Consider the following 25723-nt stretch of genomic DNA (forward strand, 5'->3'; position numbering starts at 1 on the left):
CGCGCCGCCTTTGGCAGGCGCATCTCGGAGTTAAGGACAATGGCTGACGCCAAGACGATCAAGATCGAGCAGATCGGCAGCCCGATCCGCCGGCATCACTCGCAGCGCGAGACGCTGATCGGGTTGAAGCTCAACAAGATCGGCCGCGTGACCGAGCTGGCGGATACGCCGGCGGTCCGTGGCATGATCACGAAGGTTCATCATCTCGTCCGCATCGTCGACGAGAAGTAAGGAGAAGGGCGATGAAGCTCAGCGATATCGCCGACAACGCCGGCGCGCGCAAAAAGCGCATGCGCGTCGGCCGCGGCATCGGCTCCGGCAAGGGCAAGACGTCCGGCCGTGGCGGCAAGGGCCAGACCGCGCGCTCCGGCGTGCGCATCAAGGGCTTCGAAGGCGGTCAGATGCCGATGCATCGACGTCTGCCGAAGCGCGGCTTCAACAACATCTTCGCGCTCGATTTCGTCGAGATCAATCTCGACCGGATCCAGCAGGCGATCGATGCCAAGAAGCTGGACGCCGGCAGCGTGATCAACGCCGAGGCGCTGGTGAAGTCGGGCGCGCTGCGCCGCTCCAAGGACGGCGTGCGTCTGCTTGGCCGCGGCGAGCTCAAGGCCAAGATCAACATCGAGGTGTATGGCGCCTCGAAGTCGGCGATCGCGGCGGTCGAGAAGGCCGGCGGCACCGTCAAGATCCTGGCGCCCGCCAAGGATGAAGGCGAAGCGGCGTAACTTCTGCGTCATTGCCCTGCGGCCGGCTTGCGCCGAAGAGGGCAGGGCAATGGACAGAACGCGTTCGCGTACCAGATAATATCCGACGTCTGCCCAAGCCCCGCGAGCCCTCGCGGGGCTGATGCGGTCAAGAACGGGCGGCGGGAGAAAGCTAGATATGGCCTCAGCAGCGGAACAACTTGCGGCAAACCTCAATTTCGGCGCGCTTGCAAAAGCCGATGAGCTGAAGAAGCGCATCTGGTTCACCCTCGGCGCGCTGCTGGTCTACCGCCTCGGCACCTATATTCCGCTGCCAGGCATCGACCCGAACATCTGGGATTCGGTGTTCCGTAGCCAGTCCGGCGGCATCCTCGGCATGTTCAACATGTTCGCCGGCGGCGGCATCCACCGCATGGCGATCTTCGCGCTGAACATCATGCCGTACATCTCGGCATCGATCATCATCCAGCTCCTGACCACGGTGTCACCGCAGCTCGAAGCCCTCAAGAAGGAGGGCGAGGCGGGCCGCAAGATGCTGAACCAGTACACCCGCTATCTGACGGTGATCCTGGCCGCCGTGCAGTCCTACGGCATCGCCGTCGGCCTCGAGGGCGCCGGCAATGTCGTCGCCGATCCCGGCCTGTTCTTCCGCCTGTCGACCGCGATCACGCTGACCGGCGGCACCATGTTCCTGATGTGGCTGGGCGAGCAGATCACCTCGCGCGGCATCGGCAACGGCATCTCGCTGATCATCCTGTCCGGCATCGTGGCGGAGCTGCCCTCGGCGCTCGCCAACATGCTCGAGCTCGGCCGCCAGGGCGCGCTGTCGACCGGCCTGATCCTGGTCGTCATCGTGATGGCGGTCGCCGTGATCGCCTTCATCGTGTTCATGGAGCGTGCCCAGCGCCGCCTCCTGATCCAGTATCCGAAGCGCCAGGTCGGCAACAAGATGTTCGAGGGCCAGTCCTCGCATCTGCCGCTGAAGCTGAACACGTCCGGCGTCATCCCGCCGATCTTCGCCTCGTCGCTGCTGCTGCTGCCGGCCACCTTCGCCAATTTCAACGTCGGCAAGGGCTCTGGGTGGGAGTGGTTCCAATGGATCACCACCCAGCTCGGCCATGGCCGGCCGCTGTTCCTGGTGCTGTATCTGGCGCTGATCCTGTTCTTCGCCTTCTTCTACACCGCGATCGTGTTCAACCCGACCGAGACCGCGGACAACCTGAAGAAGCATGGCGGCTTCATCCCGGGCATTCGACCGGGCGAGCGCACTGCGGAATACATCGATTACGTGTTGTCGCGGATCACCGTCATCGGTGCCATCTATCTGGCGATCGTGTGTCTAATCCCGGAAATTCTGATTTCCTACGCTTCCGTCCCGTTCTACTTTGGTGGCACTTCGCTTCTGATCGTGGTCAGCGTTACGATGGATACCGTGGCGCAGGTTCAGGGTTATCTGCTCGCCCATCAGTATGAGGGCCTGATCAGGAAATCGAAGTTGCGGGGGCGCCGCCGCTAGTTGCGGCGGATCGCGGCCCGGGAACCAACAAGCCAAGAACAAGGTGTGCGGGAGGGTCGCCCACCGTGTGCCGGGGGGCGGAATTCGATGAGACTCATTCTTTTGGGACCGCCCGGTTCGGGCAAGGGGACGCAGGCGCAGCGCCTGGTCCAGCAGTACGGCATTGTCCAGCTCTCGACTGGTGACATGCTGCGCGCCGCCGTGGCCGCACAGACGCCGATCGGGCTGAAGGCCAAGGACATCATGGCCGCCGGCGGCCTGGTGCCGGACGAGGTCGTGGTCGGCATCATTGCCGACCGGATCGAGCAGCCCGACGCCAAGAACGGCTTCATCCTTGATGGTTTCCCGCGCACGGTGCCGCAGGCCGAGGCGCTGGACCAGCTCCTGAAGAAGAAGCAGATGACGCTGGATGCGGTCATCGAGCTGCGCGTCAACGAGGGCGTGCTGCTGGAGCGCGTCGAGCGCCGGGCGGCCGAAATGAAGGCGCGCGGCGAGGCTGTCCGGGCGGACGATACGCCGGAGGTCCTGACCAAGCGGCTGTCGAGCTATCGCGAGCAGACCGAGCCCTTGATCCACTATTATTCCGACCACCGGATGCTGGCGACCGTCGACGGCATGATGTCGATCGAGCAGGTCACCGAGGAAATCGGCCGGATCCTGGCCGCCGTCGGCAAGAGCAGCGGCAGCCGGGCTGCCAAGAAGGCGAGCCCGGCCAAGCGCAGCGCCAAGGCGCCGGCCAGAGCCAACAAGACCGCCGCCAAAAAGGTGGCCAAGAAGGCTGTGAAGGCTGCCGCACCAGCCAAAAAGGCTGGCAAGACGGCGAAGACGGCGGCCAAAACCGGCAAAAAGGCCGCCAAGAAGGCTCCCAAAGCTGCGGCGAAGAAGGCCGGCAAGACGGCCAAGGCCTCCAACAAGGCCTCCAAGCCGGCTTCCAAGTCGGCCAAGGGCAGCCGGAAAACCTCTGCAAAGGCTGCAAAAAAGCGTTCGGCGAGGTGATCGAATCTTGTACGGGCGGTTGACGACCGCCGTGTGAATCCATTAATAAGCCCGCATCCAAGTCGGATGGTTTTCGAAGATGCCGGGCCCCACGAATCGAGGGGTGGGCGTCTTGTTCGCGTTTGCGGACACCTGCCCGAGATAGCGAGAATGAAGGCCGGCCCGTCATGGGATCGGCGACAGGAGAGAAGTCCGTGGCCCGTATTGCCGGTGTCAACATCCCGACCAACAAGCGCGTCCTGATCGCGCTCCAGTACATCCATGGTATCGGCCCGAAGATCGCGGGCGAGATCATCGAGAAGGTGAAGATCGCCGAGGATCGCCGCGTCAACCAGCTGAGCGACCAGGAAGTTCTTCAGATCCGTGAAATCATCGACCGCGATTACGTCGTCGAGGGTGACCTCCGTCGTGAGACCGGCATCAACATCAAGCGGCTGATGGACCTCGGCTGCTATCGCGGCCTGCGTCATCGCCGCGGCCTGCCGGTGCGCGGTCAGCGTACCCACACCAATGCGCGCACGCGCAAGGGTCCGGCCAAGGCGATCGCCGGCAAGAAGAAGTAATTTCGCGAGTTGCTGACAGCGGGTGGCGAGTAGGGGAGATCCCTATTCGCTACCCGCTGTTCACCATTCGCGATTTCGGTGTAGCCGCTGGCATTACGGCGGCGTTGAGATCTCAAGAAAGGTACTTATATGGCCAAGGAAGCCGCACGTGTCCGCCGTCGTGAGCGCAAGAACATCGCCTCCGGCGTCGCCCATGTGAACTCGTCGTTCAACAACACCACGATCACCATCACCGACGCGCAGGGCAACACCATTGCCTGGTCGTCCGCCGGCACGATGGGGTTCAAGGGATCGCGCAAGTCGACCCCGTATGCCGCCCAGGTCGCGGCGGAGGACGTGTCCAAGAAGGCCCAGGAGCACGGCATGCGCACCCTCGAGGTCGAGGTGGCCGGTCCGGGCTCCGGACGTGAGTCGGCCCTGCGCGCGCTGCAGGCCGCGGGTTTCACCGTCACCTCGATCCGCGATGTGACGACGATCCCGCACAATGGTTGCCGTCCGCGCAAGCGTCGTCGCGTCTGATCTGAAGGAGGCGGGCAGCATGTCCGCCTTCTCTTGCTTTTGAACCATTTCGATTGCCGCGATCCGATGCGCGGTTCTCCAACGCCAGTCAGTCGTCCCCCAGACGGACTGGCCCATGGGTGAAACAGTGACGATCCAGAAGAATTGGCAAGAATTGATTCGGCCGAACAAGCTCCAGGTCACGCCGGGCTCCGACGCGACCCGTTTCGCCACCGTGGTCGCCGAACCGCTGGAGCGCGGCTTCGGCCAGACGCTGGGCAATGCGCTTCGCCGCATCCTGCTGTCGTCGCTGCAGGGCGCCGCCGTGCAGTCGGTGCACATCGACGGCGTGCTGCACGAGTTCTCCTCGATTGCCGGTGTTCGTGAGGACGTCACCGACATCGTGCTGAACATCAAGGACATCTCGATCAAGATGCAGGGCGAAGGCCCGAAGCGGATGGTCGTGAAGAAGCAGGGTCCGGGCGCGGTCACCGCCGGTGACATTCAGACCGTCGGCGACATCGTCGTGCTCAACCCCGACCTGCAGCTCTGCACCCTCGACGATGGCGCCGAGATCCGCATGGAGTTCACGGTCGCGACCGGCAAGGGCTACGTCCCGGCTGAGCGCAACCGTCCCGAGGATGCGCCGATCGGACTGATCCCAATCGACAGCCTGTTCTCGCCGGTCCGCAAGGTCTCCTACAAGGTCGAGAACACCCGCGAGGGCCAGATCCTCGACTACGACAAGCTGACCATGACGATCGAGACCAACGGCGCGATCTCGCCGGAGGACGCGGTGGCCTATGCCGCCCGCATCCTGCAGGACCAGCTCAACGTGTTCGTCAACTTCGAAGAGCCGCGCAAGGAAGTCGCCCAGGAGATCATCCCGGACCTCGCCTTCAACCCTGCCTTCCTGAAGAAGGTGGACGAGCTCGAGCTGTCGGTGCGTTCGGCGAACTGCCTGAAGAACGACAACATCGTCTACATCGGCGACCTCGTGCAGAAGTCGGAAGCGGAGATGTTGCGCACCCCGAACTTCGGCCGCAAGTCGCTGAACGAGATCAAGGAAGTGCTGGCCCAGATGGGGCTGCATCTCGGCATGGAAGTGCCGGGCTGGCCGCCGGAGAACATCGACGAGCTGGCCAAGCGCTTCGAGGATCACTACTGAGCCTTCGTCATTCCGGGATCGCCTCTTCGAGGCGCCCCGGGGTGACAATGACCACCGGGCGAACGCAGGCAGCCCACCTGAGCAACATGTCCGACGAACCGTCGCGGCAGATTGAAATTGAGGACTTAAGACAATGCGTCACGGCAAGGTTCATCGGAAGCTCAACCGCACCGCCGAGCATCGCAAGGCGATGTTCGCCAACATGTGCGCCGCGCTGATCAAGCACGAGCAGATCGTCACCACGCTGCCGAAGGCCAAGGAGCTGCGGCCGATCGTCGAGAAGCTCGTGACCCTCGGCAAGAAGGGCGGCCTCGCCCTGCGCCGCCAGGCGATCGCCGAGATGCGCGACGTCGACCAGGTCAAGAAGCTGTTCGACGTGCTGGCGCCCCGCTACAAGGACCGCAACGGCGGTTACACCCGCATCATCAAGGCCGGCTTCCGCTACGGCGACAACGCCGCGATGGCCGTGATCGAGTTCGTCGATCGCGACGTCGACGCCAAGGGCCAGGATTCCGGCCCGGTGCAGGAGACCTCGGAAGCCGCGTAAGCTGTGCTCCGATCTTAATTTGCAAAACGGCGCCTTCGGGCGCCGTTTTCGTTTTGATGGGCCCGTAGCCCGGATGAGCGCAGCGACATCCGGGTTACGCAAAATCAACGGAGCCGTGCATGAGCACCGCAGAGCTGCGCCTCGCCTACGAGCCGGATGAGGACGGCACGGGCAAGATCATCGCTGTGGCGAGGGCCGGCGCGTTTGCCGGGCGCGGAGAGGCGTGGTTCGGCAATGATCTGGACGCCTTTCTGAAGAAGCTGCGTTCTTTTCCGCTGTCATCCGAGGCGGCGCCGATGATCGAGGGCGGGTATTACGACGGCAAAGGCGGCCTCGCGGAATGTCGTGTCCGGATCATCATCAAGCCGCACGATATGAAGGGCACCCTGCTGGTCCATGCCGATCTCGCGACCCTCGTTCAGCACACACCGGATTTCGACGTGCAGAACAGCGCCTCGATCCGCTTCCTGACGGAGTATGCGGAGCTGGACCGCTTCGCCGTGCAGATTGGGGAGCTGTTAAAAGGGCGGCGCGAGGTTGCAATCCTGATGGGGGTGACGAGCTGAAGCGGGCGGGGGGGGGCCGCCTCGCTTTGTACCCCGGATGAGCGCAGCGAAATCCGGGTCATCGCCGCTGCTCGTGAGATCCCGGATGTCGCTGCGCTCATCCGGGCTACGCTCAAAAAGGATCAGCTTTGCATTCTGCGCGTTGGGATCGACGCATCGGCGACCTACATGCGTTTCTCCAGCACAACGGAGAGCTGCCCATGCATATCGACCTCTCGGGTAAGACCGCGCTCGTCACCGGTTCCACCGCCGGCATCGGCTTCGCCATCGCCAAAGGGCTCGCCGCGTCCGGCGCGGAGGTGATCCTCAACGGCCGCAGCCAGGGGCGTGTCGATGAGGCCGTCGCGCGACTGAAGCAGGCTGTGCCGTCCGCCAAGGTCCGCGGCGTCGCCGGCGACGTCGCACAGGTCGACGGCGGCAATGCCATCGTCACTGCGGTCCCCGAGGTCGACATCCTCGTCAACAATGCCGGCATCTTCGAGCCGAAGGATTTCTTCGAGATTCCCGACGAGGACTGGAGCCGCTTCTTCGAGGTCAACGTGCTCTCCGGCGTGCGCATGGCGCGCGCCTACATGCAGGGCATGCTGACGCGCAACTGGGGCCGCATCATCTTCATCTCCTCGGAATCAGCCCTGAACATTCCGACCGAGATGATCCACTACGGCATGACCAAGACCGCGCAGCTCTCGATCTCCCGCGGGCTGGCCAAGCTGACGCGCGGCACCGGCGTCACCGTGAACGCCGTGCTGCCGGGCCCGACGATGTCCGAAGGCGTCGAGACCTTCGTCAAGGATCTGGCGCGGCAGAACAATCAGTCGGAGGCGGATGCGGCGGCCTCGTTCGTCAAGCAGCACCGACCGGCGTCGCTGCTGCAGCGCTTCGCCAGCGTCGACGAGATCGCCAACATGGTCGTCTACGTCGCCTCGCAGCAGGCCTCGGCGACCAATGGCGCCGCGCTGCGCGCCGAGGGCGGCATCCTCGATACGATCGCGTAGGGACAACAGGGGCAAGCCAGATGCCTGCTTACGTCATCTCCGAGGTCGAGGTCCGTGATGCCCAAGCGATGGAGCGCTACCGCGATCTCGCGGCGCGCTCGATCGCGCAACATGGCGGCCGGTATCTGGTGCGCGGCGGGGAGTCCGAAACGGTCGAAGGCGGGCCGCCGGCCAAGACCCTGATCGTCGTCGAGTTCCCGTCGATGGCCCGGCTGCGCGAGTGGTATGCGTCGGCCGAATATGCGGCAGCGCTTGACGAGCGCGGGAAGGCGCTGGACCGCCGCCTGATTTTCGTCGAGGGTGCTGCACCTGCGTAAAGCCCGGACCGGCTCCTCTCGATGTTGACGATCAATCCCCGCCGCAAGCGCTGGCTGAAGCTGACCTCGGCGCGCTGGCAGCGGCGGGTGTTGTTCGTGGCCGGCGGGCTCGTGGTCGGTGCCGCCGCGGTAGCGCTGGCCGAACTCGCCGATTGGGCCCAACTCGCCTTCAACTGGCTGCTGTCGCAATCGCGCTACGCCTCGTTGATCGTCACGCCGGCCGGCTTTGCGCTGTCGGTCTATCTGACCCAGCGCTACTTCCCGAACGCGCAAGGCAGCGGCATCCCGCAGGCGATCGCCGCGCGGCACCTCACCGACACAAGCGCGCGTAGCCCGCTGGTGTCGATCCGCATCGCGATCGGCAAGGTGCTGCTGACCTTGCTCGGACTGCTGTGCGGCGGCTCGGTCGGCCGCGAGGGACCGACCGTGCAGGTCGGCGCCTCCATCATGTTCGCGCTCGGCCGGCTGTCGCCGCGCCGGCAGCCGGGACTGATCCTGGCCGGCGCCGCGGCCGGCGTCGCCGCCGCCTTCAACACGCCGCTCGCTGGCATCGTGTTCGGCATCGAGGAGATGAGCCGCGCCTTCGAGACGCGCACATCGAGCCTCGTCATCGCCACCGTGATCGCCGCCGGTCTCACCTCGCTGGCGCTGATGGGCAATTACGCCTATTTCGGCACGACGCCGATCGCACTGGCCAAGGGCATCGACTGGCTCGCGGTCCCGATCTGCGGTGTGATCGGCGGAGCCGCCGGCGGCCTGTTCAGCCGCATCCTGATCACCATGGCGCGCGGGCTGCCCGGCACGATCGGCCGAGCCATCAAGACACACCCGCTGCCGTTTGCACTCGTCTGCGGCTTCGCGGTCGCGCTGTGCGGGCTCGCCTCCGGTGACACGGTCTACGGCACCGGCTATGCCCAGGTGAAGGCCGCGCTCGAGACCGGCACCCCGCTGCCGCATGATTTCGGCGCGCTGAAATTCCTCGCCACCACCTTCGCCGCGATCAGCGGCATTCCCGGCGGCATCTTCGCGCCGTCGCTGGCGGTCGGCGCCGGCATCGGCGCAAATGTGGCGAGCCTGTTCCAGCAGACGCCGCTGGCGCCGATCATGCTGCTCGGCATGGTCGCCTATTTCGCTGGCGTGGTGCAGGCGCCGATCACCGCCTTTGTCATCGTCACCGAGATGACCGACAACCACGCCATGGTGGTGCCGCTGATGACGGCGTCGCTGATCGCCTACGGCACCTCGAAACTGATCTGCGAGGAGGGGCTGTATCACGCGCTCGCCAAGGGCTTCGTCGCGCAAGCCGAGGCCAAGAGGGCGCCGGCGTCTCCGGCCTCCTGATGCTCCGGCGGTGGGCAGACTGATGCGAGATTGAGCGCGCCCGCCCGCGCTCGCATCGCTCACCGAAAAATTCCGTTGTTAGTTCAATATTGGCCCGCTGGCACACGGCTTGCGTAGCGTTGTCCAGCGCAGAGCATCGCTCTCTTGGGTTGGCGTGCCCATCGTCGGGGATCCCGTGGGGTCGGTGAGACGATGTTGGTCGTCCGCCGTCGATGGAGCTTTCGGCTCGTCGCCATCATGGGGTCCATCCCGTCGTCATGGATGGAGACTCGCATGTGCGATCGTGACGGAACTTTCCACCGCAGCTTCTCTCGCCGCAACTTCCTCAAGTCCTCGGTGGCCGCAACAGCCGCCACCGTCGCCGTTCCCGCCTCTCTCGCCGCGCTGCTGACGCCGACGCCGGCGATGGCCGGGACCGTCATCAAGGCGACCCATGGCTCCGGCTTCTGCAACATGGGCATCTTCCTCGCCAAGGAGCGCAACCTGACGGTCGCCGACGGCGTCGACCTCGAATTCGTCGTGACGCCGTCGAACACCGAGATCACCACGATGTTCGGCGCCGGCCTCGTCGACATCTCGATGATCCCATACTCCAACTTCATGACGCTCTACGATGCCGGCGCGCCGGTGAAGATCGTCGCCGGAGGAGGCGTGCAGGGCTGCATCATCGTCGCCAAGGAGGGCATCAAGTCCGCCGCCGACCTCAAGGGCAAGACCTTCGGCACGTTCCAGGCCGATACGCTCGAAGTGCTGCCCTACGACTACCTCAAGAAGGCGGGGCTGTCGTTCAAGGACGTCGACATCAAATATCTCGACACCTCGCCGGAGCTCGCGCAGGCCTTCATGGCCGGTGCGCTCGACGCCATCTGCCATATCGAGCCGTATGCGACGCAATGCGTGCAGCAGCGCAAGGGCGCGACCGTGCTGTCCGACGGCACCGATCTCTACGGCAAGGGCTATTCCGACTGCGTGCTGGCGGCGCGCGTGCCGCTGATCGAGAAGAACCCGGCGGCCGTGAAGGCGGTGATCAAGGCCCTGATGGTCGCGCAGAGCCAGGCCGAGGCCGACAAGACCGCCGCGCTGAAGGACACCGTCGGCAAGTACTACAAGACCTCGATGGAGGCGGCGATCGACGCCTCCTCGAAGCAGCCCATCGTGGTCGACCAGCGCAGCCAGACCCAGTTCATCATCGACCGCGGCGTGTCGATGAAGGAGCTCGGCTACGTCAAGAAGCTGCCCGACCAGGGCGCCTTCGACTGGTCGCTGCTGGAGGCCGTCATCGCCGACAACAAGGCGCTCTATGAGGGGCTGAAGCTGAAATCGGCGTGAGCGATCGCGCCGCCCTCGGCTTTTGACCCTCATGGTGAGGAGCGCCGCGCCGATCAGTGGCTACTTTGCAGAAATCGTCGTGCGCGGCGCGTTCAGGCGATGCTCTCGCATCGCCTTGAGAACCATGAGGCCACAGCTCGGGCCTCGCCCTTCGAGACGCGCGCCAAGCGGCGCGCTCCTCAGGGTGAGGGTTTGGAGGGTTCATGCGGGGTGACGGAGATCATGCGCTTGCCAACTGACACCTTAGCCATGGGCGCGCCGGCTAAGGACGCGCCGTCACCTCCCGCGTCTCCGCCACGCAACTGGCGCAAGGCCCAGCGCCAGCTCGCAGCAGTCGGCTGGGGCGTCATCTCCATCGGCCTGTTCGCCGCGATCTGGGAAGCCCTGTGGTACTTCGACAAGGTGAACCCGCTGCTGCTGCCGCCGCCGCATCTGTTCCTGCAGGACATTCCGGGGACGCTGAAATTCTTCGACCGCTCCAACCGCGTCGGCTCGGTCGCCTCGGGCGGCGGCGCCGGCGCGCTGGCGATCACGATGTTCTGGACGACGTTCCGCGTCTTCACCGGTCTCGCGCTTGGCTTCGTCAGCGGCGTCGCCGTCGGCGCCGCGCTGCACTACGTGCGCTGGCTGCGCAACCTCCTGATGCCGACGGTGCTGCTGCTGGCGCCGATCTCACCGGTCGCCTGGCTGCCGGTCGCGATCTTCGTGTTCGGCATCGGCGACGTGCCGGCGATCTTCCTGGTCTTCATCACGGTGTTCTTCGCCATCGTGCTGTCGACCTCCGCGCAGATCGAGAGCGTGCCGATCAACTACATCCACGTCGCCCGCATCATGGGCGCCACCCAGACCCAGATGTTCTGGCGCGTGATCCTGCCGTCGATCCTGCCGAGCCTGTTCATGACCCTGCGGCTCAACCTGTTCGGCGCCTGGATGGTGGTTCTGATCGCCGAGACCGTCGGCGTCGGCACCGGGCTCGGCCAGATCATCTCGATGGCGCGCGCGACCTTCAACGCCAAGCTGGTGTTCTTCACCATGGCCGTGATCGGCGCGCTCGGCTTCCTCAGCGACTGGGGCCTGCGCCAGATCCAGCGACGCATGCTGTGGTGGGTGGCGCCGCAGCGGGGAGGAATGTGATGGTGACGCCCGCGGTCTCCATTCGCAATGTCGGCAAGACCTGGACCATCGAGGGCCGGCCGCCGCTTCGCGCCATTGACGACCTGTCATTCGACGTCGCGCCGGGCGAATTCGTCGTCCTGCTCGGCCCGTCGGGCTGCGGAAAATCCTCGCTGCTGTACATGATCGCGGGGCTCGAGACCGTGAGCGACGGCATCATCGAGGATGACGGCATCGCCATCGCGGGTCCGTCGCCGGAACGCGGCCTGATCTTTCAGGAAGCCTCGCTGTTTCCCTGGCTGACCATTCTCGACAACGTCGCCTTCGGCCTTGCCATCCGCGCCGAACTGCCGGAGCGACGCCGAGAGAAGGCGCGCGAGATCCTGCGCCGCGTCGGGCTCGGCGACGTGCTCGACAAGAAGCCGGACGAACTCTCCGGCGGCATGCGCCAGCGCGCCGCGTTCGCGCGCGCTTTGGTGATGCAGCCGCGCGTACTGATGATGGACGAGCCGTTCGCCGCGCTCGACGTCCAGACCCGCGCCAAGCTGCAGGATTTCCTGCTGCAGATCTGGCAGGACAGCCGCGCCTCGGTGCTGCTCGTCACGCATTCGATCGACGAGGCGATCAGCCTCGCCGACCGCGTGATCGTGTTTACGGCGCGGCCGGGCCGGGTCAAGGAGATCGTGCCGATCGACCTGCCGCGGCCGCGGCCGACACGCTCGCCGCGCTACCACGAATATCGCGACTATTTCACCGAGCTGCTCGCGGCCGAGGTCGACAAGGCCTTCGCCGAGCAGTCGGGTCTGTGAGAAGGAGAACGAGACATGGCTGAAGTGTTGGTTGGCGCGAAGTGGGTCGTGTCCGGCATCCAGGATCGCCACACGCCCGTCGTGATCGAGGACGGCGCGGTGCTCGCCCGTGACGGCGTGATCGTTGCGGTCGGGCCGATCGCGGAGCTCGAACGTCTCGCGCCGCAGGCGACCGTGACGCGCCATCCGAACCACGTGATGCTGCCGGGCTTCGTCAACAGCCACCACCATGTCGGACTGACGCCGCTGCAGCTCGGCTCGCCCGATCATGCGCTGGAATTGTGGTTCGCGAGCCGGCTGCCGGCGCGCCGTATCGATCTCTATCTCGACACGCTGTATTCGGCGTTCGAGATGATCGCCTCCGGCGTCACCACGGTGCAGCACATTCATGGCTGGATGGCGGGCGGCTTCGATGCGATCCATGGCGCCGCCACCAAGGTGTTGCAGGCCTATCGCGCGATCGGCATGCGCGCCTCCTATTGCTACGCGGTGCGCGAGCAGAACCGGCTGGTCTACGAGGCCGACGAGGCGTTCTGCGCCCGTCTGCCGTCGCCGTGGAACGAGCGGCTGGCGGCGCATCTCAAGGCGCAGCAGGTGCCGTTCGAGGACTACATCAAGCTGTTCGACGTGCTCACTGCCGATAATGCCGGCGAAACGCTGACACGCATCCAGCTCGCGCCGGCCAATCTGCATTGGTGCACCGACGACGGTCTCGTGGCCCTGCACGAGAAGTCGCGGTCTGCAAAGGTACCAATGCACATGCATCTATTGGAGACCGCGTATCAGAAGGAATATGCGCGGCGGCGCACCGGCAAGACGGCCGTGCGCCATCTGCACGATCTCGGCGTGCTCGGCCCGCACATGACCCTCGGCCATGGTGTCTGGCTCACGGAGGAGGACATCGACATCGTCGCCCACACCGGCACCTGCATCTGCCACAACTGCTCGTCGAACTTCCGGCTGCGCTCGGGGCTGGCGCCGCTCAATGTCTGGGAGAAAAAGGGCATCACCATCGGCATGGGTCTCGACGAAGCCGGCATCAACGAGGACCGCGACATGCTGCAGGAATTGAAGCTGGCGCTGCGCGTCCACCGCACGCCCGGCATGGACGACGAGGTGCCGACCGCGCCGCAGATCGTGCGCATGGCGACCGAGGGCGGCGCCAAGACCACCGCCTTCGGCGACAGCATCGGCCGCCTCGCCGAGGGCAAGCTGTTCGATGCCGTGCTGGTCGACTGGAACGCCGCGACCTATCCGTTCCAGGATCCGGACATTCCGATGCTCGATGCGCTGGTGCAGCGCGCCAAGTCGCAACATGTCGCCGCCGTCTATGTCGGTGGCGAGGTCGTCTATGCCGGCGGCCGCTTCACCCGCATCAACCGCGACGAGGTGCTGGCCGAAATCGCCGGCATCCTGGCCAAGCCGCGCAACGAGGAGGAGATCGCCCGCCGCGAGCTTGGCCTTGCCGTGTTTCCGCACGTCAAGCAGTTCTACGACGGCTATTTCGACAGCACTCAGCATACGCCGTTCTACAAGACGTCGACGCGGACGTAGTCCCTCCGTTGACCAGGGCGGGCCTGGGCATGACGGAGAAAATCATCGACAGGATCGTTCGCCGAGACAGCTCCGCTTGACCGTGTGCGAAAGCCCTGCCGCCACGACGGTGGACACGCTGCCGCCTGACGGCGGCTGCTTTGCCCACCTTACGTGCGCTATGACTTAGCTCCACCCCTCCAGCACGATCTTGCCGCGGGCCTTGTTGCTCTCGATCAGCGCGTGCGCGCGCTTGAGATTGGCGGCATTGATGGTGCCGTAGTTGTCGCCCAGGGTGGTGCGGATGACGCTCTTGTCGATCAGGTCGGAGACGTCGTTGAGCAGATTGTGCTGGGCGATGATATCAGGCGTCGTGAACGAGGAGCGGGTGAACATCGACTCCCAATGGATCGAGATCGCCTTGCCCTTGAACGGGGCGATCGAGAACTCGGCGGGATCGTCGATCAGGCCGAACTTGCCCTGTGGCGCCATGAACTCGGCGATCGCCTTGTAGTGCTGGTCGCTGTGGGTGAGGCTGGCCACGAGGCCGACCGGCGGCAGCTTGAGTGCCTCGATCTGCTCCTTCATCGGCTTGCCGTGATCGACGACCGCATGGGCGCCGAGTGACAGACACCAGTCGCGCGATTCCGGACGCGTCGCGGTCGCGAGCACCGTGAGGCCAGTGAGGCGGCGCGCGAGCTGGATCAGGATCGAGCCGACGCCACCGGCGGCGCCGGTGATCAGCAGGGTGCGGTCATCGAGGCTCTTGCCGGGAGTGGCGCCGAGCCGGTCGAACAGCAGCTCCCAGGCGGTGATCGAAGTCAGGGGCAGGGCGGCGGCCTCCGCGAACGACAGGCTCTTGGGCTTGCGGCCGACGATGCGCTCGTCGACGAGATGGAATTCGGCATTGGTGCCCTGGCGCAGGATCGAGCCGGCGTAGAACACCTCGTCGCCGGCCTTGAACAGCGTCACGTCAGGGCCCACCGCCTCGACGACGCCGGCGGCGTCATAGCCGAGGATCTTGGTCTCGCCGGCCGGCGGCGCGGCGCGCTTGCGCACCTTGGTATCGACGGGATTGACCGAGATGGCCTTCACCGCGACGCGGATGTCGCGCCCTTTTGGCTCGGGCTTGGCGGTCTCGAAATCGAACAGCGCGCGCTCCTCGGAAATGGGCAGCGACTGCTGGTAACCAATGGCCTGCATGAACAACCTCCTGGGCTGGCCGGTGATGGGGCGAAATTGTCCTGCTGGCGCCATTCCTGCAAGTACTGTAAAAACAGGGAACTAGTCCCCGTTTGGATACTATTGGGCCAGAACGCGATGAAGCGGAAGAATTTCGCCCGACGTCCCGGCTGCGCGGTCGAAGCCACGCTCGATCTGATCGACGGCAAGTGGAAGGGGGTGATTCTCTACCACCTGCAGGGCGGCAGCCAGCGCTTCGGCGAGCTGCGCCGGCTGATGCCGGGCATCACCCAGCGCATGCTGACCAAGCAGCTGCGCGCGCTGGAGGAGGACGGGCTGGTGATCCGCAAGGTCTATGCCGAGGTGCCGCCGCGGGTGGATTACACGCTGTCCGAGGTCGGCGAGAGCCTGCGGCCGGTGATCGAGGTCTTGCGCAGTTGGGGGGAGCGGCACCACGAACGGCTGTCCTGCGCCCCCGTGGCGGAGACCATCAAAACGCCGCATCCGGCCGCCTGAGCTTGGCCGCACCGGCCGTTCCGCCTATATCGAAGTCCTCATTGTCCAGGATTTTTCGCATGACGTTGATTCGCTCCACACTGGTCCTGCTGCTCTCCTTGCTGGCCGCGTCTCCGCTCGCGGCGCAGGACCGGCGCGTGCCGCAATCCCAGGCCGAGCTCAGGCTGTCCTATGCGCCGATCGTGCAGCGCGTGCAGCCCGCGGTCGTGAACGTCTATGCCGCCAAGGTGGTGCAGAACCGCAATCCATTCCTCGACGATCCGATCTTCCGCCGCTTCTTCGGCCTGCAGGGCGGCCCGCAGGAGCAGATGCAGCGCTCGCTCGGCTCGGGCGTGATGATCGATGCGTCCGGCCTGGTTGTCACCAACGTGCATGTGATCGAGGGCGCCGACGAGGTGAAAGTGTCGCTCGCCGACAAGCGCGAGTTCGAGGCCGAGATCGTGCTGAAGGACAGCCGCACCGACCTCGCCGTGCTCAGGCTGAAGGGCACCAAGGAGCAGTTTCCGACGCTCGAACTGTCCAACTCCGACGATCTGCTGGTCGGCGACGTCGTGCTGGCGATCGGCAATCCGTTCGGTGTCGGCCAGACCGTGACCCACGGCATCGTCTCGGCGCTGGCGCGCACCCAGGTCGGCATCACCGACTATCAGTTCTTCATCCAGACCGACGCCGCGATCAATCCCGGTAATTCCGGCGGCGCGCTGGTTGACATGACCGGCCGCCTCGTCGGCATCAACACCGCGATCTATTCGAAGTCCGGCGGCTCGCAGGGCATCGGCTTCGCGATTCCGGCCAACATGGTGCGCGTCGTCGTGGCCTCGGCCAAGGCCGGCGGCAAGGCGGTGAAGCGGCCGTGGCTCGGCGCGCGCCTGCAGGCAGTGACGCCGGAGATCGCCGAGAGCCTCGGCCTGCGCTCGCCGACCGGCGCGCTGGTCGCCTCGGTGGTGGCGAATGGCCCGGCGGCCAAGGCCGGCATCAAGTCGTCGGACCTGATCGTGTCGATTGACGGCCAGACCGTCGATGATCCCAACGCCTTCGACTACCGCTTCGCCACGCGTCCCCTGGGCGGCACCGCGCAGATCGAGGTGCAGCGCGGCGGCAAGCCGGTGAAGGTCGCGGTGGCGCTGGAGACGGCGCCGGACACCGGGCGCAACGAGATGGTGATCAACGGCCGCTCGCCGTTCCAGGGCGCCAAGGTCGCCAACATCTCGCCGGCGGTCGCCGACGAGCTGCACCTCGATGCGGATACCGAGGGCGTCGTCATTCTCGAGCCCGGCGACGGCACCACGGCAGCCAATGTCGGCTTCCAGAAGGGCGACGTCATCATGGCCGTCAACAACCAGAAGATCGCCAAGACCAACGACCTCGACAAGGCCTCGCGTGACGGCGCGCGGATCTGGCGGATCACCGTGCTGCGCGGCGGCCAGCAGATCAACGTCACGCTCGGCGGATGAGTCCGAAGCGTCCCCAGCAGGGAGGGCCGAGCCTCTTCGCTGCCGCGGGGATGGAGCATGACGCGCCGCGGCCGCTGCCGGAGCGGCTGCGGCCACACCAGCTGTCGGATGTCGTCGGACAGGATCACATCCTTGGCCCCGACGGCGCGCTGACGCGTATGCTGGAGACGCGGACGCTCGGCTCCTTGATCTTCTGGGGCCCTCCGGGCACCGGCAAGACCACGGTCGCGCGACTGCTGGCCGACGCCACCGAGCTGCACTTCGAGCAGATCTCGGCGGTGTTCTCCGGCGTCGCAGATCTGAAGAAGGTGTTCGACGCCGCCCGCGCGCGGCGCGAAACCGGGCAGGGCACGCTTCTGTTCGTCGACGAGGTGCATCGCTTCAACCGGGCCCAGCAGGATTCCTTCCTGCCGGTGATGGAGGACGGCACGGTCGTGCTGGTCGGCGCGACCACCGAGAACCCGTCGTTCGAGCTCAACGCCGCTCTGCTGTCGCGCTCGCGCGTACTGGTGTTTCATTCGCTCGACGCCGCCGCGATCGAGAAGCTCTATAGCCACGCCGAAGCGGTCGAAGGCCGCAAGCTGCCGCTCGATGAGGAGGCGCGCCATGTGCTGATCCGCATGGCCGACGGCGATGGCAGGGCGTCGCTGACGCTCGCCGAGGAGGTCTGGCGCTCCGCGCGCAAGGGCGAGATCTTCAATGCGGTACAGTTGCAGGAGATCCTGCAGCGCCGCGCGCCGATCTACGACAAGTCGGCCGACGGCCACTACAATTTGATCTCCGCCATGCACAAATCGGTGCGCGGCTCCGATCCGGATGCCGCGCTGTACTACTTCGCCCGCATGCTCGATGCCGGCGAGGATCCGCTGTTTCTCGCCCGCCGCATCGTCCGCATGGCGGTGGAGGACATCGGCCTGGCCGATCCCCAGGCGCTGGTGATCGCCAACGCCGCCAAGGACGCCTACGACTTCCTCGGCTCGCCCGAGGGCGAGCTCGCGATCGCGCAAGCCGTGATCTACGTCGCCACCGCCCCGAAATCCAACGCCGCCTACAAGGCCTTCGGTGCCGCCAAGCGTGTCGCGAAACAGGGCGGCTCGCTGCTGCCGCCCAAGCACATCCTCAATGCGCCGACCAAGCTGATGCAGAGCGAAGGCTACGGCTCGGGCTATCAGTACGACCACGACGCGCCGGATGCGTTTTCCGGGCAGGATTACTTCCCGGAAGCGCTCGGCCGCCAGCAGTTCTACGATCCCCCCGAACGCGGCTTCGAACGCGAGATCCGCAAGCGGCTGGATTACTGGGCCAAGCTCAGGAAGGAGCGGGGCGGGTAGGGGATACACGCGTCGCTGCGGGCTGTGCCGTTGATGCGGTGCAATGCCTTCACCGCGTCATTGCGAGCGCAGCGAAGCAATCCAGAGTCCCGCCCACCATCCTGGATTGCTTCGCTGCGCTCGCAATGACAGTGGAGAGAGCGAACGAATTTCCCTAGCTGTCATTCCGGGGCAGTCGCGTGCCCCGGAGGGGCGCGTGACTGAGCCCGGAATCCATAACCACAGGCAGTCGCGAGTCGAAGGCTTCACGCCACAAAATTCTCGCATCATCATAGACATTCGTGGCTATGGATTCCGGGCTCGCGCTGGCGCGCGCCCCGGAATGACGGCGGAGAGAGCGCGTTATTACTTCCCCGTCTGCACGAACTCCGCGATCTCCCGCGTCAGCCGGTCGTCGTCGGTGTTGATCGAGTACACCTCTGACATATGACTATGCTGCGGCAGCATCACGCTTCGTGCACAGCCCGCGGGCCGCTTGCACGCCGCCTGCTTCAACAGATCGAACTGCTCGACGAAGCGCGGCGGGTCCATCTCGGCGGAGGCGATCATCAGCGGCAGCGACGAGGCCTGCAAACCCTGCAGCGACGAGCGCTCCTTGAAGCGCGAGGGATCGGTGCCGAAATAGGCCATCTCCTGGTCGCCGAGCGGCGTCGCCGTGAGGTCGTAGACGCCTGAGGCCATGATCGCGCCGGCCAGGCCACCGCCGCCGACCTTGTGGAATTCGGGATGCGCCACGTAGGTCGCGACATGCACCGCGCCGGCGGAGTGGCCCATCAGAAAGATCCGCGCGGGATTGCCGCCATTCTCCGCGGCATGCGCCGCCACCCATTGCACCGCGGTGGCGACGTCCTCGACGCCAGCGGGCCAGGGGAATTTCGGCGCGAGCCGGTAGGTGATGTTGACGCCGACGAAGCCGTTCTTCACAGCCCACAGCATGATGTTGTCGTAGAACGGGCTGTCCGGCGTGGTGCGCTTGTTGCCGCCGATGAAAGCGCCGCCATGCACGAAGATCAGGATCGGGCGCGGCGCAGCCGTCGCGGTCTCCGGCGTAAAGACGTCGAGCAGGTTGCGCTCGGCGGTGCCGTAGCGGACGTCGCGCTGGACCTTGACGCTCGCGTAGGGTTCCCGCGTCTGCAGCGGCGCGTAGATCGCAGCCGTCTTCAGCGGATCGATGGCGCGGCCGATCTCGATCAGCTTCCAGGCGATGTCGTCGGGCATCGGGCTCTGCTGCGCCTGTGCGATACCGAGTGTCAGCGCGGTCGTCAGGATCGTCAGGGCCAGTCTCGTCAGCAGCATCAGGTCAGCTCCGATCACGTCCGATTCGCGCAAGGGTACGCCTTGCCGGGCCGATTTACCGTGATTTCGCCGTGACTGGCAGGGGCTTTTGCGATAGGCACCTCGCATGAGCCGCCGCATCAAGCGAACCCAGACCCGATCCGACCGCCCGACCGACCGCCGCAACGGTGAGCGGCCCAAAACCGAGCGGCCTAAGAGCGAGGCCGCGCGCAGCAGCGGCGCGCCCGCCAAGCGCGAGTCGGCGAAGCGTGAGCCGGTGAAACGGACCGAGGGCGAGCGTCCGCGGCGCGAGCGCTTTGCTGGCGAACGTGACGCCGCACCGCGGAGCGAGTTCGGGCGCGGCAAGGGTGAACGCGTCCGCGCACCTCGCGCCGAACGTGAGGACCGGCGCGAGACGTTCGAGCCGCGCGGCAAGCGTGCCGCTGCAGCCAAGCCCGCGCGCTTCGGCTCCGAGCGGTCCGAGCGAAAGCCAGTCGCTGCGCCGCCGCCGAAGAAGCCCGAGCCGGAAACGGCCGTGCTGCCGACCAAGGTGCAGACCGTCGTCGTCACCGCCGACGAAAACAACATGCGCGTCGACCGCTTCCTCGAGGCGCGCTTTCCCGGCCTGTCGTTCTCCCACATCCAGCGCATCGTCCGCAAAGGCGAGCTGCGCGTCGACGGCAAGCGCGCGGACTCCAAGGACCGCCTGGAGGAAGGCCAGACCGTCCGCATTCCGCCGCTCAAGCTCGACGCGCCCAAGGTCGCGGGCGTGCTCTCGGACGCCGAGCAGAAGACCCTCGACAGCCTGAAAGCGATGACCTTGTACGAGGATGACGACGTGCTCGTCCTCAACAAGCCCGCGGGCCTCGCGGTGCAGGGCGGCTCCGGCATGACGCGGCACATCGACCAGATGCTGGAGGTGATGCGCGACGCCAAGGGCCAGAAGCCGCGGCTCGTGCACCGCATTGACCGCGAGACCTCCGGCTGTCTGCTGATCGCCAAGACCCGTTTCGCCGCGACGCATCTGACCGGCGCGTTCCGCCATCGCTCCGCGCGCAAGGTCTATTGGGCGCTGGTGGCCGGCGTGCCGAAGCCGAAGCAGGGCCGCATCTCGACCTATCTCGCCAAGGACGAGGGTGAGGACGACACCATCATGCGCGTCGCCGCGCATGGCGACGAGGGCGCCAGCCACGCGGTGACCTACTACGCTGTGGTCGAGGCCTCCGCCAACAAGCTCGCCTGGGTGTCGCTGAAGCCGGTGACGGGGCGAACCCATCAGCTGCGCGCGCATATGGCCCATATCGGCCACCCGATCGTCGGCGATCCCAAATATTTCAACATCGAGAACTGGTCGCTGCCCGGCGGGCTGCAGAACCGGCTGCATCTCCTGGCGCGCCGCATCGTCATCCCGCATCCGCGCGGCGGCGTGATCGACGCCACCGCGCCACTGCCGCCGCATATGCTGCAGTCCTGGAACCTGCTCGGCCTCGAGCACGACCGTTTCGACCCGATCGAGAACGCACCGGAGGAGTAAGCCGGTCTATCTCCCACCTCCGTTGCGACTGAGTTCGAGCGCTTTCACCGCGTCATTGCGAGCAAAGCGAAGCAATCCAGAGCCCCGCACACCACCCTGGATTGCTTCGCTACGCTCGCAATGACGAAGTGATTGGCGACTCTGATGCTCACTTCCTGAACTGCTCCAAAAAAAGCCGCAGCGAATCGTGCAGGGTCTCGACGTCGAGGATCACCCAGCCGTCCGGTCCCTTGACCACGATGAAGTTCAGGCTGACGCGGCGGCCCTGGTTGTCGAAGCTCGCCGCGACGTAGGTCCTGTCGAACTGTTTGCGCAAAATCGAGATCGCCACCGGCCCGAGCTTCCAGCGCGGGCTTTGCACCAGGAAATCGTAGGGCTCGCGCCGCGGCGCGGTCCACGCCTTGGCAAGGCTCGGGTCGAAGAACTGCGCCGCCGCCTCGGTCGTGCGCGGCAAGCCGCTGGAGAGTTCCGGCGATCCCTGGCCGTAATAGGCATAGACGTTGCGCACCAGCGATTCCGGTGTGCGGAAGCCGGCGGCGGCCGTGACGGTGCTGCCGAGCAGGAGGAGGGCGGAGAGCAGGAGACGCATCGGCGGCTCGCATTTCGGTCGATCAGGCCTTATCTAGCGCGCAAACAACCGATCTGGTGTGATCTTCCCTGCAAGAGGGCCGGAATTCCGATGCGTGAGCTGTTTGACGAGGTGGTCGGCCAGGGCAAGCCCGATCCGCAGGAGGCGGCGCGGCAGGCGATGCGCGCGCCGCAGCGCAAGCGCTTCTACAAGGAGGCCGGCACGGCCGAGACCGAGGGCGGCCATCACGTGACACTCGACGGCCGGCCGATCCGTACGCCCTCGGGCCGCGTCGTCGTCGTTCCGGTCAAGCAGCTTGCCGAGGCGGTGGCCGCGGAATGGGGCGCGCAAGGCGAGACCATCGATCCCGCGACGATGCCGCTGACCCGCTTCGCCAACAGCGTCGTGCAGTCGGTGGTGGACCGCGTCGACGACGTCCGCGAGGACATGGCCAGATACCTCCAGTCTGACCTGCTGTTCTACCGCGCCGGCCATCCCGAGGGGCTGGTCGAGCGCGAGGCCGCGCATTGGGACCCGGTGCTGGACTGGGCGCGGGATACGCTCGGCGCGCATTTCATCCTGTCCGAGGGCATCATGCATGTCACGCAGCCGGCCGCCGCCGTGGCTGCCGCGCGCGCGGCGCTGCCGACCGGACCCTGGGCGGTGGCGGCGGCGCATGTCGTGACGACCGTGACCGGCTCGGCGCTGCTGGCGCTGGCGCTCGCCCACGGCGTCCGCGATGCCGGCCAAGTCTGGGCCGCCGCCAATGTCGACGAAGACTGGAACGTCGAGCAGTGGGGCGCCGACGAGGAGGCGATGAGCCGCCGCGCCGCCCGGGAGGTCGACTACCTCGCCGCCGTCCGCATCCTCGGGGCGGTCGATGCGACGGCCTGAGGCCGGTTAACGCCGGGTTTAGGGCGAAGGTTTAGTCTGCCGCGCGTAACCCGAGTACGCGCATGGTCCAGAGTGTCACCCCGCCGCCATCAGTGAGCGCCGTCCGCGGCGTGGGAACCGCGGCGACCAGCGCACCCGCTACCGCGACGGCCGGGACGACCTTGCAGGCTGGTGCGCTGATCAGCGCCAGGGTGCAGCAGGTGCTCGCCGAGAACCTGGTCCAGGTCGCGATCGGAAACCTGTCCTTGGAGCTCGCCACCGAGCTTCCGTTGCAGGCCGGCCAGTCCGTGCAGGTCGCAGTGTCGCAGACCGCGCAGGGCCTGCAGCTCGCGATCGTCGGGCAGGGCACGGCGTCCGGCACCAGCGGCACGCCGACTCCCGCCGCCACCGTCGTCGACGTCACCGGCCGCCTCGCGCCGACCTTGGCCCCGCCACCGGACCCCTTGACCGGGCTGGAGCGGCTCGCGGTCTCGATCGCCAGCGAGGAGGCGGCGACCCGCCAGGGCAGCCAGGGCCAGTTGTTCGCCGATCTCCAGGCGGTGGCCGACTCGCCGAACCTGACGCCCGCCTTGCGCGCCGCCGTCGCCCAGGTGCTGGCGCAGCAGACGCCGCTGACCGCGGCGCTGACGGCCGAGGACGTCCAGGCTGCCGTCCAGAACTCCGGCCTGTTCCTCGAAACCTCGCTCGCCAAGGGCAGCATCGCATCGGCGCCGTCGGACCTGAAGGCCGCGTTGATCGTGCTGCGCCAGACCCTGGCGTCGGTGCTGCAGAGCGTCGATCCCGGCACGACCGCGTCGACGCCGCTGTCCGGCGCCTCCTACGCCTCCGTGCTGTCGGAGGCCGGGCGCGCCGCGGCCGCGCAACAGAACGCCGCGCCCTCGCTGGTGCCGGACATCGAGATCGAGCTGCCGCCGCAGCCCTGGGCCGCCGCCATGGGACGGTCCGGCGCGGCGCTGCTCGAGAGCCTGACCGGCGCCAAGGCGCAGTCGCTCACCCCTGGCGCGGTGCTCGCCGTGCTGCAGGAGGCGCAGCAGCAGATCCCGCGCGCCGCCGGCCTCGTGCCCGGCCGCAACGCCCATGGCGAGGTCGTCGTCCGCACCAACACGCCGCCGCCGCCGTTCCGCGGCGGGGCTCCTGTGCCGCAGCATGTCGCCACGCCGATGCTCAACCAGGACTCGCCGCTGCCGGCGATCGCCCATCGCCTGCTCGACGAGACCGACCAGGCGCTGTCGCGCCAGACCCTGCTGCAGGTCGCCTCGCTGCCCGATCGTCCGGACGCATCGGCCCCGCGCAATGATCCCACGCTGCCGCGCTGGAATTTCGAGATTCCCTTCGCCACGCCGCAGGGCACGGCGATGGCGCAGTTCGAGATCTCGCGCGACGGCGGCACGCAGGCGCCGGATGCCGCCAAGCGCACCTGGCGTGCGCGCTTCTCGCTCGACGTCGAGCCGGCGGGTCCCGTGCATGCGCTGATCTCCTTCAACGCCGAGCGCACTTCGGTGCGGATGTGGGCCGAGCGTCCCGCGACCGCCGCGCGGCTGCGCGCCGGCCTCTCCGAACTGAGCCAGGCGCTCAGCCGCGCCGAGCTCTCGCCCGGCGATCTCGTGGTGCAGGACGGCGCGCCGCCGGCCGTGATGCCGCCCAAGGCCGGCCATTTCCTGGATCGCGCGCTATGAGCATCGACGTGAAGGCCGCCAACAAGACCCAGCTCGCCGTCGCCCTGCATTACGAGAAGGGCCAGGGCGGCGCGCCCCGCGTCGTCGCCAAGGGCAAGGGCACGATCGGCGCCAAGATCATCGAGGTCGCCAAGGCGCACGACATCCCGATCGAGGAGAACGAGGTGCTCGCCGGCGCGCTCTCCAATGTCGAGCTCGGCGACGAGATTCCGGAAGAGCTCTACAAGGCCGTCGCCGAGGTGCTGGTGTTCGTGCTGAACCTGTCGCGGCCGGTGCGCTAGCGCCGCATTGTGATCTCCGTCGCGCTTCGATCGTCCTCGCTCTGTGATAGGGAGAGCCTGACCCCGACGGAGAGATGATGCGATGCCGATGATGAGCCGCCGCCATGCCCTGGGCCTGTTCGCCGGCGCCGGACTGTTGCCCGCGCGTGCCTTCGCCCATGTCGCGCCGCCGCGGAACGAGATCCGCGCATCGCTCGCGCAAAGCTTCGCCGATGTCGGCACCAAGGGCACGTTCTTCGCCTACAAGGTCGAGGAGTATCTGATCATCGCCAGCGACAAGGATCGCTCCGGCGAGGCGAAGCTGCCGGCCTCGACCTTCAAGATCGCCAACTCGCTGATCGCACTGGAGACCGGCGTGGTGGCCGATCCCGACAAGGACGTGTTCAAGTGGGACGGCGTCGTCAGGCCGATCGAGGCCTGGAACAAGGACCACACGCTCCGCAGCGCGATCGCGGTGTCCGCGGTGCCGGTCTACCAGGAGATTGCGCGCCGGATCGGGCCTGAGCGCATGCAGACCTATGTCGAGGAGCTCGACTATGGCAATCACGACATCGGCGGCGGCATCGATCAGTTCTGGCTCACCGGCGCATTGCGCATCGATCCGGTGGAGCAGGTCGACTTCATCGACCGCCTCCGGCGCGGCGCGCTGCCGGTGTCGAAGCGCAGCCAGGATCTGACGCGCGACATCATCCCGGTCACCAAGGTCGGCGACGCCGTCATTCACGCCAAGTCGGGATTGCTCGGCAAGGAGCAGGGCTCGCTCGGCTGGATGGTCGGCTGGGTCGACAAGGGCGATCAGCCGACCGTGTTCGCGATGAACATGGATTGCCCCGAGCCGCGCCACGTCGAGGCCCGGATGACGCTGACGCAGGACTGCTTGAAGCAGATCGGCGCGCTATAGGGCGCTTGCTGGACGCGATGGGTTGTGAAGCGTCCGCAAAGCTGCCTTGGGAACTCCGATCCAACCGCGCGTCAATCTGCAGGCTCGCCTGAGCGGTATCGCCGTGCTAGCAG

At 66.4% G+C, this 25723-nt stretch carries 27 protein-coding genes; 24 read left to right on the forward strand and 3 right to left on the reverse strand.

What is annotated here, in order from left to right; translation table 11 throughout:
• Window positions 1–39: 39 nt before the first annotated feature.
• The 16 genes from rpmD to ACQR1L_RS15135 all read left to right on the forward strand — a co-directional run bounded on the left by rpmD (window position 40) and on the right by ACQR1L_RS15135 (window position 14019).
• On the forward strand, window positions 40–231 hold the full coding sequence (rpmD, locus tag ACQR1L_RS15060; protein WP_434858703.1) for a 50S ribosomal protein L30: 192 nt from the start codon (window positions 40–42) through the stop codon (window positions 229–231).
• Window positions 232–242: 11 nt separating this feature from the next.
• On the forward strand, window positions 243–728 hold the full coding sequence (gene rplO / locus ACQR1L_RS15065) for a 50S ribosomal protein L15 (RefSeq protein ID WP_015667606.1): 486 nt from the start codon (window positions 243–245) through the stop codon (window positions 726–728).
• A gap of 157 nt (window positions 729–885) precedes the next feature.
• Window positions 886–2223 carry a preprotein translocase subunit SecY gene (gene secY, locus ACQR1L_RS15070; RefSeq protein WP_434858704.1) on the forward strand — a complete coding sequence of 446 codons (1338 nt, stop codon included), beginning with the start codon at window positions 886–888 and terminating at the stop codon, window positions 2221–2223.
• Between the two features lie 87 nt (window positions 2224–2310).
• Window positions 2311–3219, forward strand: coding sequence for an adenylate kinase (locus ACQR1L_RS15075; protein ID WP_434858705.1), 909 nt, complete (start codon window positions 2311–2313; stop codon window positions 3217–3219).
• 194 nt (window positions 3220–3413) lie between these two features.
• Window positions 3414–3782, forward strand: coding sequence for a 30S ribosomal protein S13 (gene rpsM, locus ACQR1L_RS15080; protein WP_008963796.1), 369 nt, complete (start codon window positions 3414–3416; stop codon window positions 3780–3782).
• Between the two features lie 129 nt (window positions 3783–3911).
• Window positions 3912–4301 (forward strand): 30S ribosomal protein S11, encoded by a 390-nt coding sequence (gene rpsK / locus ACQR1L_RS15085; protein WP_006611861.1) that lies wholly within the window; start codon window positions 3912–3914, stop codon window positions 4299–4301.
• Window positions 4302–4416: 115 nt separating this feature from the next.
• Window positions 4417–5448, forward strand: a complete 1032-nt coding sequence (locus ACQR1L_RS15090) for a DNA-directed RNA polymerase subunit alpha (RefSeq protein ID WP_009029162.1) — start codon at window positions 4417–4419, stop codon at window positions 5446–5448.
• A gap of 133 nt (window positions 5449–5581) precedes the next feature.
• Window positions 5582–5995, forward strand: a complete 414-nt coding sequence (rplQ, locus tag ACQR1L_RS15095) for a 50S ribosomal protein L17 (RefSeq protein WP_006611863.1) — start codon at window positions 5582–5584, stop codon at window positions 5993–5995.
• 119 nt (window positions 5996–6114) lie between these two features.
• Complete coding sequence (locus tag ACQR1L_RS15100; RefSeq protein ID WP_434858706.1) at window positions 6115–6561, forward strand: hypothetical protein; 447 nt, start codon at window positions 6115–6117, stop codon at window positions 6559–6561.
• 200 nt (window positions 6562–6761) lie between these two features.
• Entirely contained in the window at window positions 6762–7556 is a 795-nt protein-coding gene (locus ACQR1L_RS15105; RefSeq protein WP_434858707.1) for an SDR family NAD(P)-dependent oxidoreductase, read from the forward strand.
• Between the two features lie 20 nt (window positions 7557–7576).
• Entirely contained in the window at window positions 7577–7873 is a 297-nt protein-coding gene (locus tag ACQR1L_RS15110) for a DUF1330 domain-containing protein (protein ID WP_434858708.1), read from the forward strand.
• Between the two features lie 21 nt (window positions 7874–7894).
• On the forward strand, window positions 7895–9214 hold the full coding sequence (locus tag ACQR1L_RS15115) for a chloride channel protein (RefSeq protein WP_434858709.1): 1320 nt from the start codon (window positions 7895–7897) through the stop codon (window positions 9212–9214).
• A 273-nt stretch (window positions 9215–9487) separates the two neighbouring features.
• Window positions 9488–10543 (forward strand): ABC transporter substrate-binding protein, encoded by a 1056-nt coding sequence (locus tag ACQR1L_RS15120; RefSeq protein WP_434858710.1) that lies wholly within the window; start codon window positions 9488–9490, stop codon window positions 10541–10543.
• A 249-nt stretch (window positions 10544–10792) separates the two neighbouring features.
• On the forward strand, window positions 10793–11677 hold the full coding sequence (locus ACQR1L_RS15125) for an ABC transporter permease (RefSeq protein WP_434858711.1): 885 nt from the start codon (window positions 10793–10795) through the stop codon (window positions 11675–11677).
• Window positions 11677–12465 (forward strand): ABC transporter ATP-binding protein, encoded by a 789-nt coding sequence (locus ACQR1L_RS15130; RefSeq protein WP_434858712.1) that lies wholly within the window; start codon window positions 11677–11679, stop codon window positions 12463–12465. Before ACQR1L_RS15125 ends, ACQR1L_RS15130 begins: the two co-directional genes overlap by 1 nt.
• Before the next feature lie 15 nt (window positions 12466–12480).
• Window positions 12481–14019: an amidohydrolase family protein gene (locus ACQR1L_RS15135; RefSeq protein ID WP_434858713.1), complete on the forward strand. Its 1539-nt coding sequence runs from the start codon at window positions 12481–12483 to the stop codon at window positions 14017–14019.
• A 165-nt stretch (window positions 14020–14184) separates the two neighbouring features.
• Here ACQR1L_RS15135 and ACQR1L_RS15140 read toward each other — a convergent pair whose 3' ends face one another.
• On the reverse strand, window positions 14185–15201 hold the full coding sequence (locus ACQR1L_RS15140; RefSeq protein ID WP_434858714.1) for a zinc-binding alcohol dehydrogenase family protein: 1017 nt from the start codon (window positions 15199–15201) through the stop codon (window positions 14185–14187).
• A gap of 117 nt (window positions 15202–15318) precedes the next feature.
• Here ACQR1L_RS15140 and ACQR1L_RS15145 point away from each other — a divergent pair, with 117 nt between their 5' ends.
• The 3 genes from ACQR1L_RS15145 to ACQR1L_RS15155 are packed head-to-tail and all read left to right on the forward strand — an operon-like array spanning window position 15319 to window position 18481.
• Complete coding sequence (locus tag ACQR1L_RS15145) at window positions 15319–15696, forward strand: winged helix-turn-helix transcriptional regulator (protein WP_434858715.1); 378 nt, start codon at window positions 15319–15321, stop codon at window positions 15694–15696.
• Between the two features lie 59 nt (window positions 15697–15755).
• On the forward strand, window positions 15756–17150 hold the full coding sequence (locus tag ACQR1L_RS15150; RefSeq protein WP_434858716.1) for a DegQ family serine endoprotease: 1395 nt from the start codon (window positions 15756–15758) through the stop codon (window positions 17148–17150).
• A complete protein-coding gene (locus tag ACQR1L_RS15155) occupies window positions 17147–18481 on the forward strand; it encodes a replication-associated recombination protein A (protein ID WP_434858717.1) in 1335 nt (444 codons plus the stop codon). Before ACQR1L_RS15150 ends, ACQR1L_RS15155 begins: the two co-directional genes overlap by 4 nt.
• A gap of 345 nt (window positions 18482–18826) precedes the next feature.
• On the opposite strand, the gene ACQR1L_RS15160 is transcribed toward ACQR1L_RS15155, so the two are convergent.
• Entirely contained in the window at window positions 18827–19777 is a 951-nt protein-coding gene (locus ACQR1L_RS15160; protein WP_434858718.1) for an alpha/beta hydrolase, read from the reverse strand.
• A 106-nt stretch (window positions 19778–19883) separates the two neighbouring features.
• On the opposite strand from ACQR1L_RS15160, the gene ACQR1L_RS15165 reads away from it, so the two are divergent.
• Window positions 19884–21290 carry an RluA family pseudouridine synthase gene (locus ACQR1L_RS15165; RefSeq protein ID WP_434858719.1) on the forward strand — a complete coding sequence of 469 codons (1407 nt, stop codon included), beginning with the start codon at window positions 19884–19886 and terminating at the stop codon, window positions 21288–21290.
• 148 nt (window positions 21291–21438) lie between these two features.
• On the opposite strand, the gene ACQR1L_RS15170 is transcribed toward ACQR1L_RS15165, so the two are convergent.
• The gene (locus tag ACQR1L_RS15170; RefSeq protein WP_434858720.1) at window positions 21439–21879 is read right to left on the reverse strand and encodes a hypothetical protein; all 441 of its coding nucleotides are present in this window, start codon (window positions 21877–21879) and stop codon (window positions 21439–21441) included.
• Window positions 21880–21969: 90 nt separating this feature from the next.
• On the opposite strand from ACQR1L_RS15170, the gene ACQR1L_RS15175 reads away from it, so the two are divergent.
• The 4 genes from ACQR1L_RS15175 to blaOXA all read left to right on the forward strand — a co-directional run bounded on the left by ACQR1L_RS15175 (window position 21970) and on the right by blaOXA (window position 25610).
• Window positions 21970–22752, forward strand: a complete 783-nt coding sequence (locus ACQR1L_RS15175; RefSeq protein ID WP_434858721.1) for an ATP12 family chaperone protein — start codon at window positions 21970–21972, stop codon at window positions 22750–22752.
• Between the two features lie 62 nt (window positions 22753–22814).
• A complete protein-coding gene (locus ACQR1L_RS15180; protein ID WP_434858722.1) occupies window positions 22815–24428 on the forward strand; it encodes a flagellar hook-length control protein FliK in 1614 nt (537 codons plus the stop codon).
• Window positions 24425–24709 carry an EscU/YscU/HrcU family type III secretion system export apparatus switch protein gene (locus ACQR1L_RS15185; RefSeq protein ID WP_434858723.1) on the forward strand — a complete coding sequence of 95 codons (285 nt, stop codon included), beginning with the start codon at window positions 24425–24427 and terminating at the stop codon, window positions 24707–24709. Before ACQR1L_RS15180 ends, ACQR1L_RS15185 begins: the two co-directional genes overlap by 4 nt.
• 82 nt (window positions 24710–24791) lie before the next feature.
• A complete protein-coding gene (gene blaOXA, locus ACQR1L_RS15190; RefSeq protein ID WP_434858724.1) occupies window positions 24792–25610 on the forward strand; it encodes an OXA-1091 family oxacillin-hydrolyzing class D beta-lactamase in 819 nt (272 codons plus the stop codon).
• Window positions 25611–25723: the final 113 nt, after the last annotated feature.

This window comes from Bradyrhizobium sp. HKCCYLR20261 (assembly GCF_051168435.1).
In the GTDB taxonomy this organism is placed as follows: domain Bacteria; phylum Pseudomonadota; class Alphaproteobacteria; order Rhizobiales; family Xanthobacteraceae; genus Bradyrhizobium.

What these genes read in the sequence shown, in the direction of transcription:
- rpmD (WP_434858703.1), top strand. Translation starts at nt 40, where the DNA reads ATGGCTGACGCCAAGACGATCAAGATCGAGCAGATCGGCAGCCCGATC.
- rplO (WP_015667606.1), top strand. Translation starts at nt 243, where the DNA reads ATGAAGCTCAGCGATATCGCCGACAACGCCGGCGCGCGCAAAAAGCGC.
- secY (WP_434858704.1), top strand. Translation starts at nt 886, where the DNA reads ATGGCCTCAGCAGCGGAACAACTTGCGGCAAACCTCAATTTCGGCGCG.
- ACQR1L_RS15075 (WP_434858705.1), top strand. Translation starts at nt 2,311, where the DNA reads ATGAGACTCATTCTTTTGGGACCGCCCGGTTCGGGCAAGGGGACGCAG.
- rpsK (WP_006611861.1), top strand. Translation starts at nt 3,912, where the DNA reads ATGGCCAAGGAAGCCGCACGTGTCCGCCGTCGTGAGCGCAAGAACATC.
- ACQR1L_RS15090 (WP_009029162.1), top strand. Translation starts at nt 4,417, where the DNA reads ATGGGTGAAACAGTGACGATCCAGAAGAATTGGCAAGAATTGATTCGG.
- rplQ (WP_006611863.1), top strand. Translation starts at nt 5,582, where the DNA reads ATGCGTCACGGCAAGGTTCATCGGAAGCTCAACCGCACCGCCGAGCAT.
- ACQR1L_RS15100 (WP_434858706.1), top strand. Translation starts at nt 6,115, where the DNA reads ATGAGCACCGCAGAGCTGCGCCTCGCCTACGAGCCGGATGAGGACGGC.
- ACQR1L_RS15105 (WP_434858707.1), top strand. Translation starts at nt 6,762, where the DNA reads ATGCATATCGACCTCTCGGGTAAGACCGCGCTCGTCACCGGTTCCACC.
- ACQR1L_RS15110 (WP_434858708.1), top strand. Translation starts at nt 7,577, where the DNA reads ATGCCTGCTTACGTCATCTCCGAGGTCGAGGTCCGTGATGCCCAAGCG.
- ACQR1L_RS15115 (WP_434858709.1), top strand. Translation starts at nt 7,895, where the DNA reads ATGTTGACGATCAATCCCCGCCGCAAGCGCTGGCTGAAGCTGACCTCG.
- ACQR1L_RS15120 (WP_434858710.1), top strand. Translation starts at nt 9,488, where the DNA reads ATGTGCGATCGTGACGGAACTTTCCACCGCAGCTTCTCTCGCCGCAAC.
- ACQR1L_RS15125 (WP_434858711.1), top strand. Translation starts at nt 10,793, where the DNA reads ATGGGCGCGCCGGCTAAGGACGCGCCGTCACCTCCCGCGTCTCCGCCA.
- ACQR1L_RS15130 (WP_434858712.1), top strand. Translation starts at nt 11,677, where the DNA reads ATGGTGACGCCCGCGGTCTCCATTCGCAATGTCGGCAAGACCTGGACC.
- ACQR1L_RS15135 (WP_434858713.1), top strand. Translation starts at nt 12,481, where the DNA reads ATGGCTGAAGTGTTGGTTGGCGCGAAGTGGGTCGTGTCCGGCATCCAG.
- ACQR1L_RS15140 (WP_434858714.1), bottom strand. Translation starts at nt 15,201, where the DNA reads ATGCAGGCCATTGGTTACCAGCAGTCGCTGCCCATTTCCGAGGAGCGC.
- ACQR1L_RS15145 (WP_434858715.1), top strand. Translation starts at nt 15,319, where the DNA reads ATGAAGCGGAAGAATTTCGCCCGACGTCCCGGCTGCGCGGTCGAAGCC.
- ACQR1L_RS15150 (WP_434858716.1), top strand. Translation starts at nt 15,756, where the DNA reads ATGACGTTGATTCGCTCCACACTGGTCCTGCTGCTCTCCTTGCTGGCC.
- ACQR1L_RS15155 (WP_434858717.1), top strand. Translation starts at nt 17,147, where the DNA reads ATGAGTCCGAAGCGTCCCCAGCAGGGAGGGCCGAGCCTCTTCGCTGCC.
- ACQR1L_RS15160 (WP_434858718.1), bottom strand. Translation starts at nt 19,777, where the DNA reads ATGCTGCTGACGAGACTGGCCCTGACGATCCTGACGACCGCGCTGACA.
- ACQR1L_RS15165 (WP_434858719.1), top strand. Translation starts at nt 19,884, where the DNA reads ATGAGCCGCCGCATCAAGCGAACCCAGACCCGATCCGACCGCCCGACC.
- ACQR1L_RS15170 (WP_434858720.1), bottom strand. Translation starts at nt 21,879, where the DNA reads ATGCGTCTCCTGCTCTCCGCCCTCCTCCTGCTCGGCAGCACCGTCACG.
- ACQR1L_RS15175 (WP_434858721.1), top strand. Translation starts at nt 21,970, where the DNA reads ATGCGTGAGCTGTTTGACGAGGTGGTCGGCCAGGGCAAGCCCGATCCG.
- ACQR1L_RS15180 (WP_434858722.1), top strand. Translation starts at nt 22,815, where the DNA reads ATGGTCCAGAGTGTCACCCCGCCGCCATCAGTGAGCGCCGTCCGCGGC.
- ACQR1L_RS15185 (WP_434858723.1), top strand. Translation starts at nt 24,425, where the DNA reads ATGAGCATCGACGTGAAGGCCGCCAACAAGACCCAGCTCGCCGTCGCC.
- blaOXA (WP_434858724.1), top strand. Translation starts at nt 24,792, where the DNA reads ATGCCGATGATGAGCCGCCGCCATGCCCTGGGCCTGTTCGCCGGCGCC.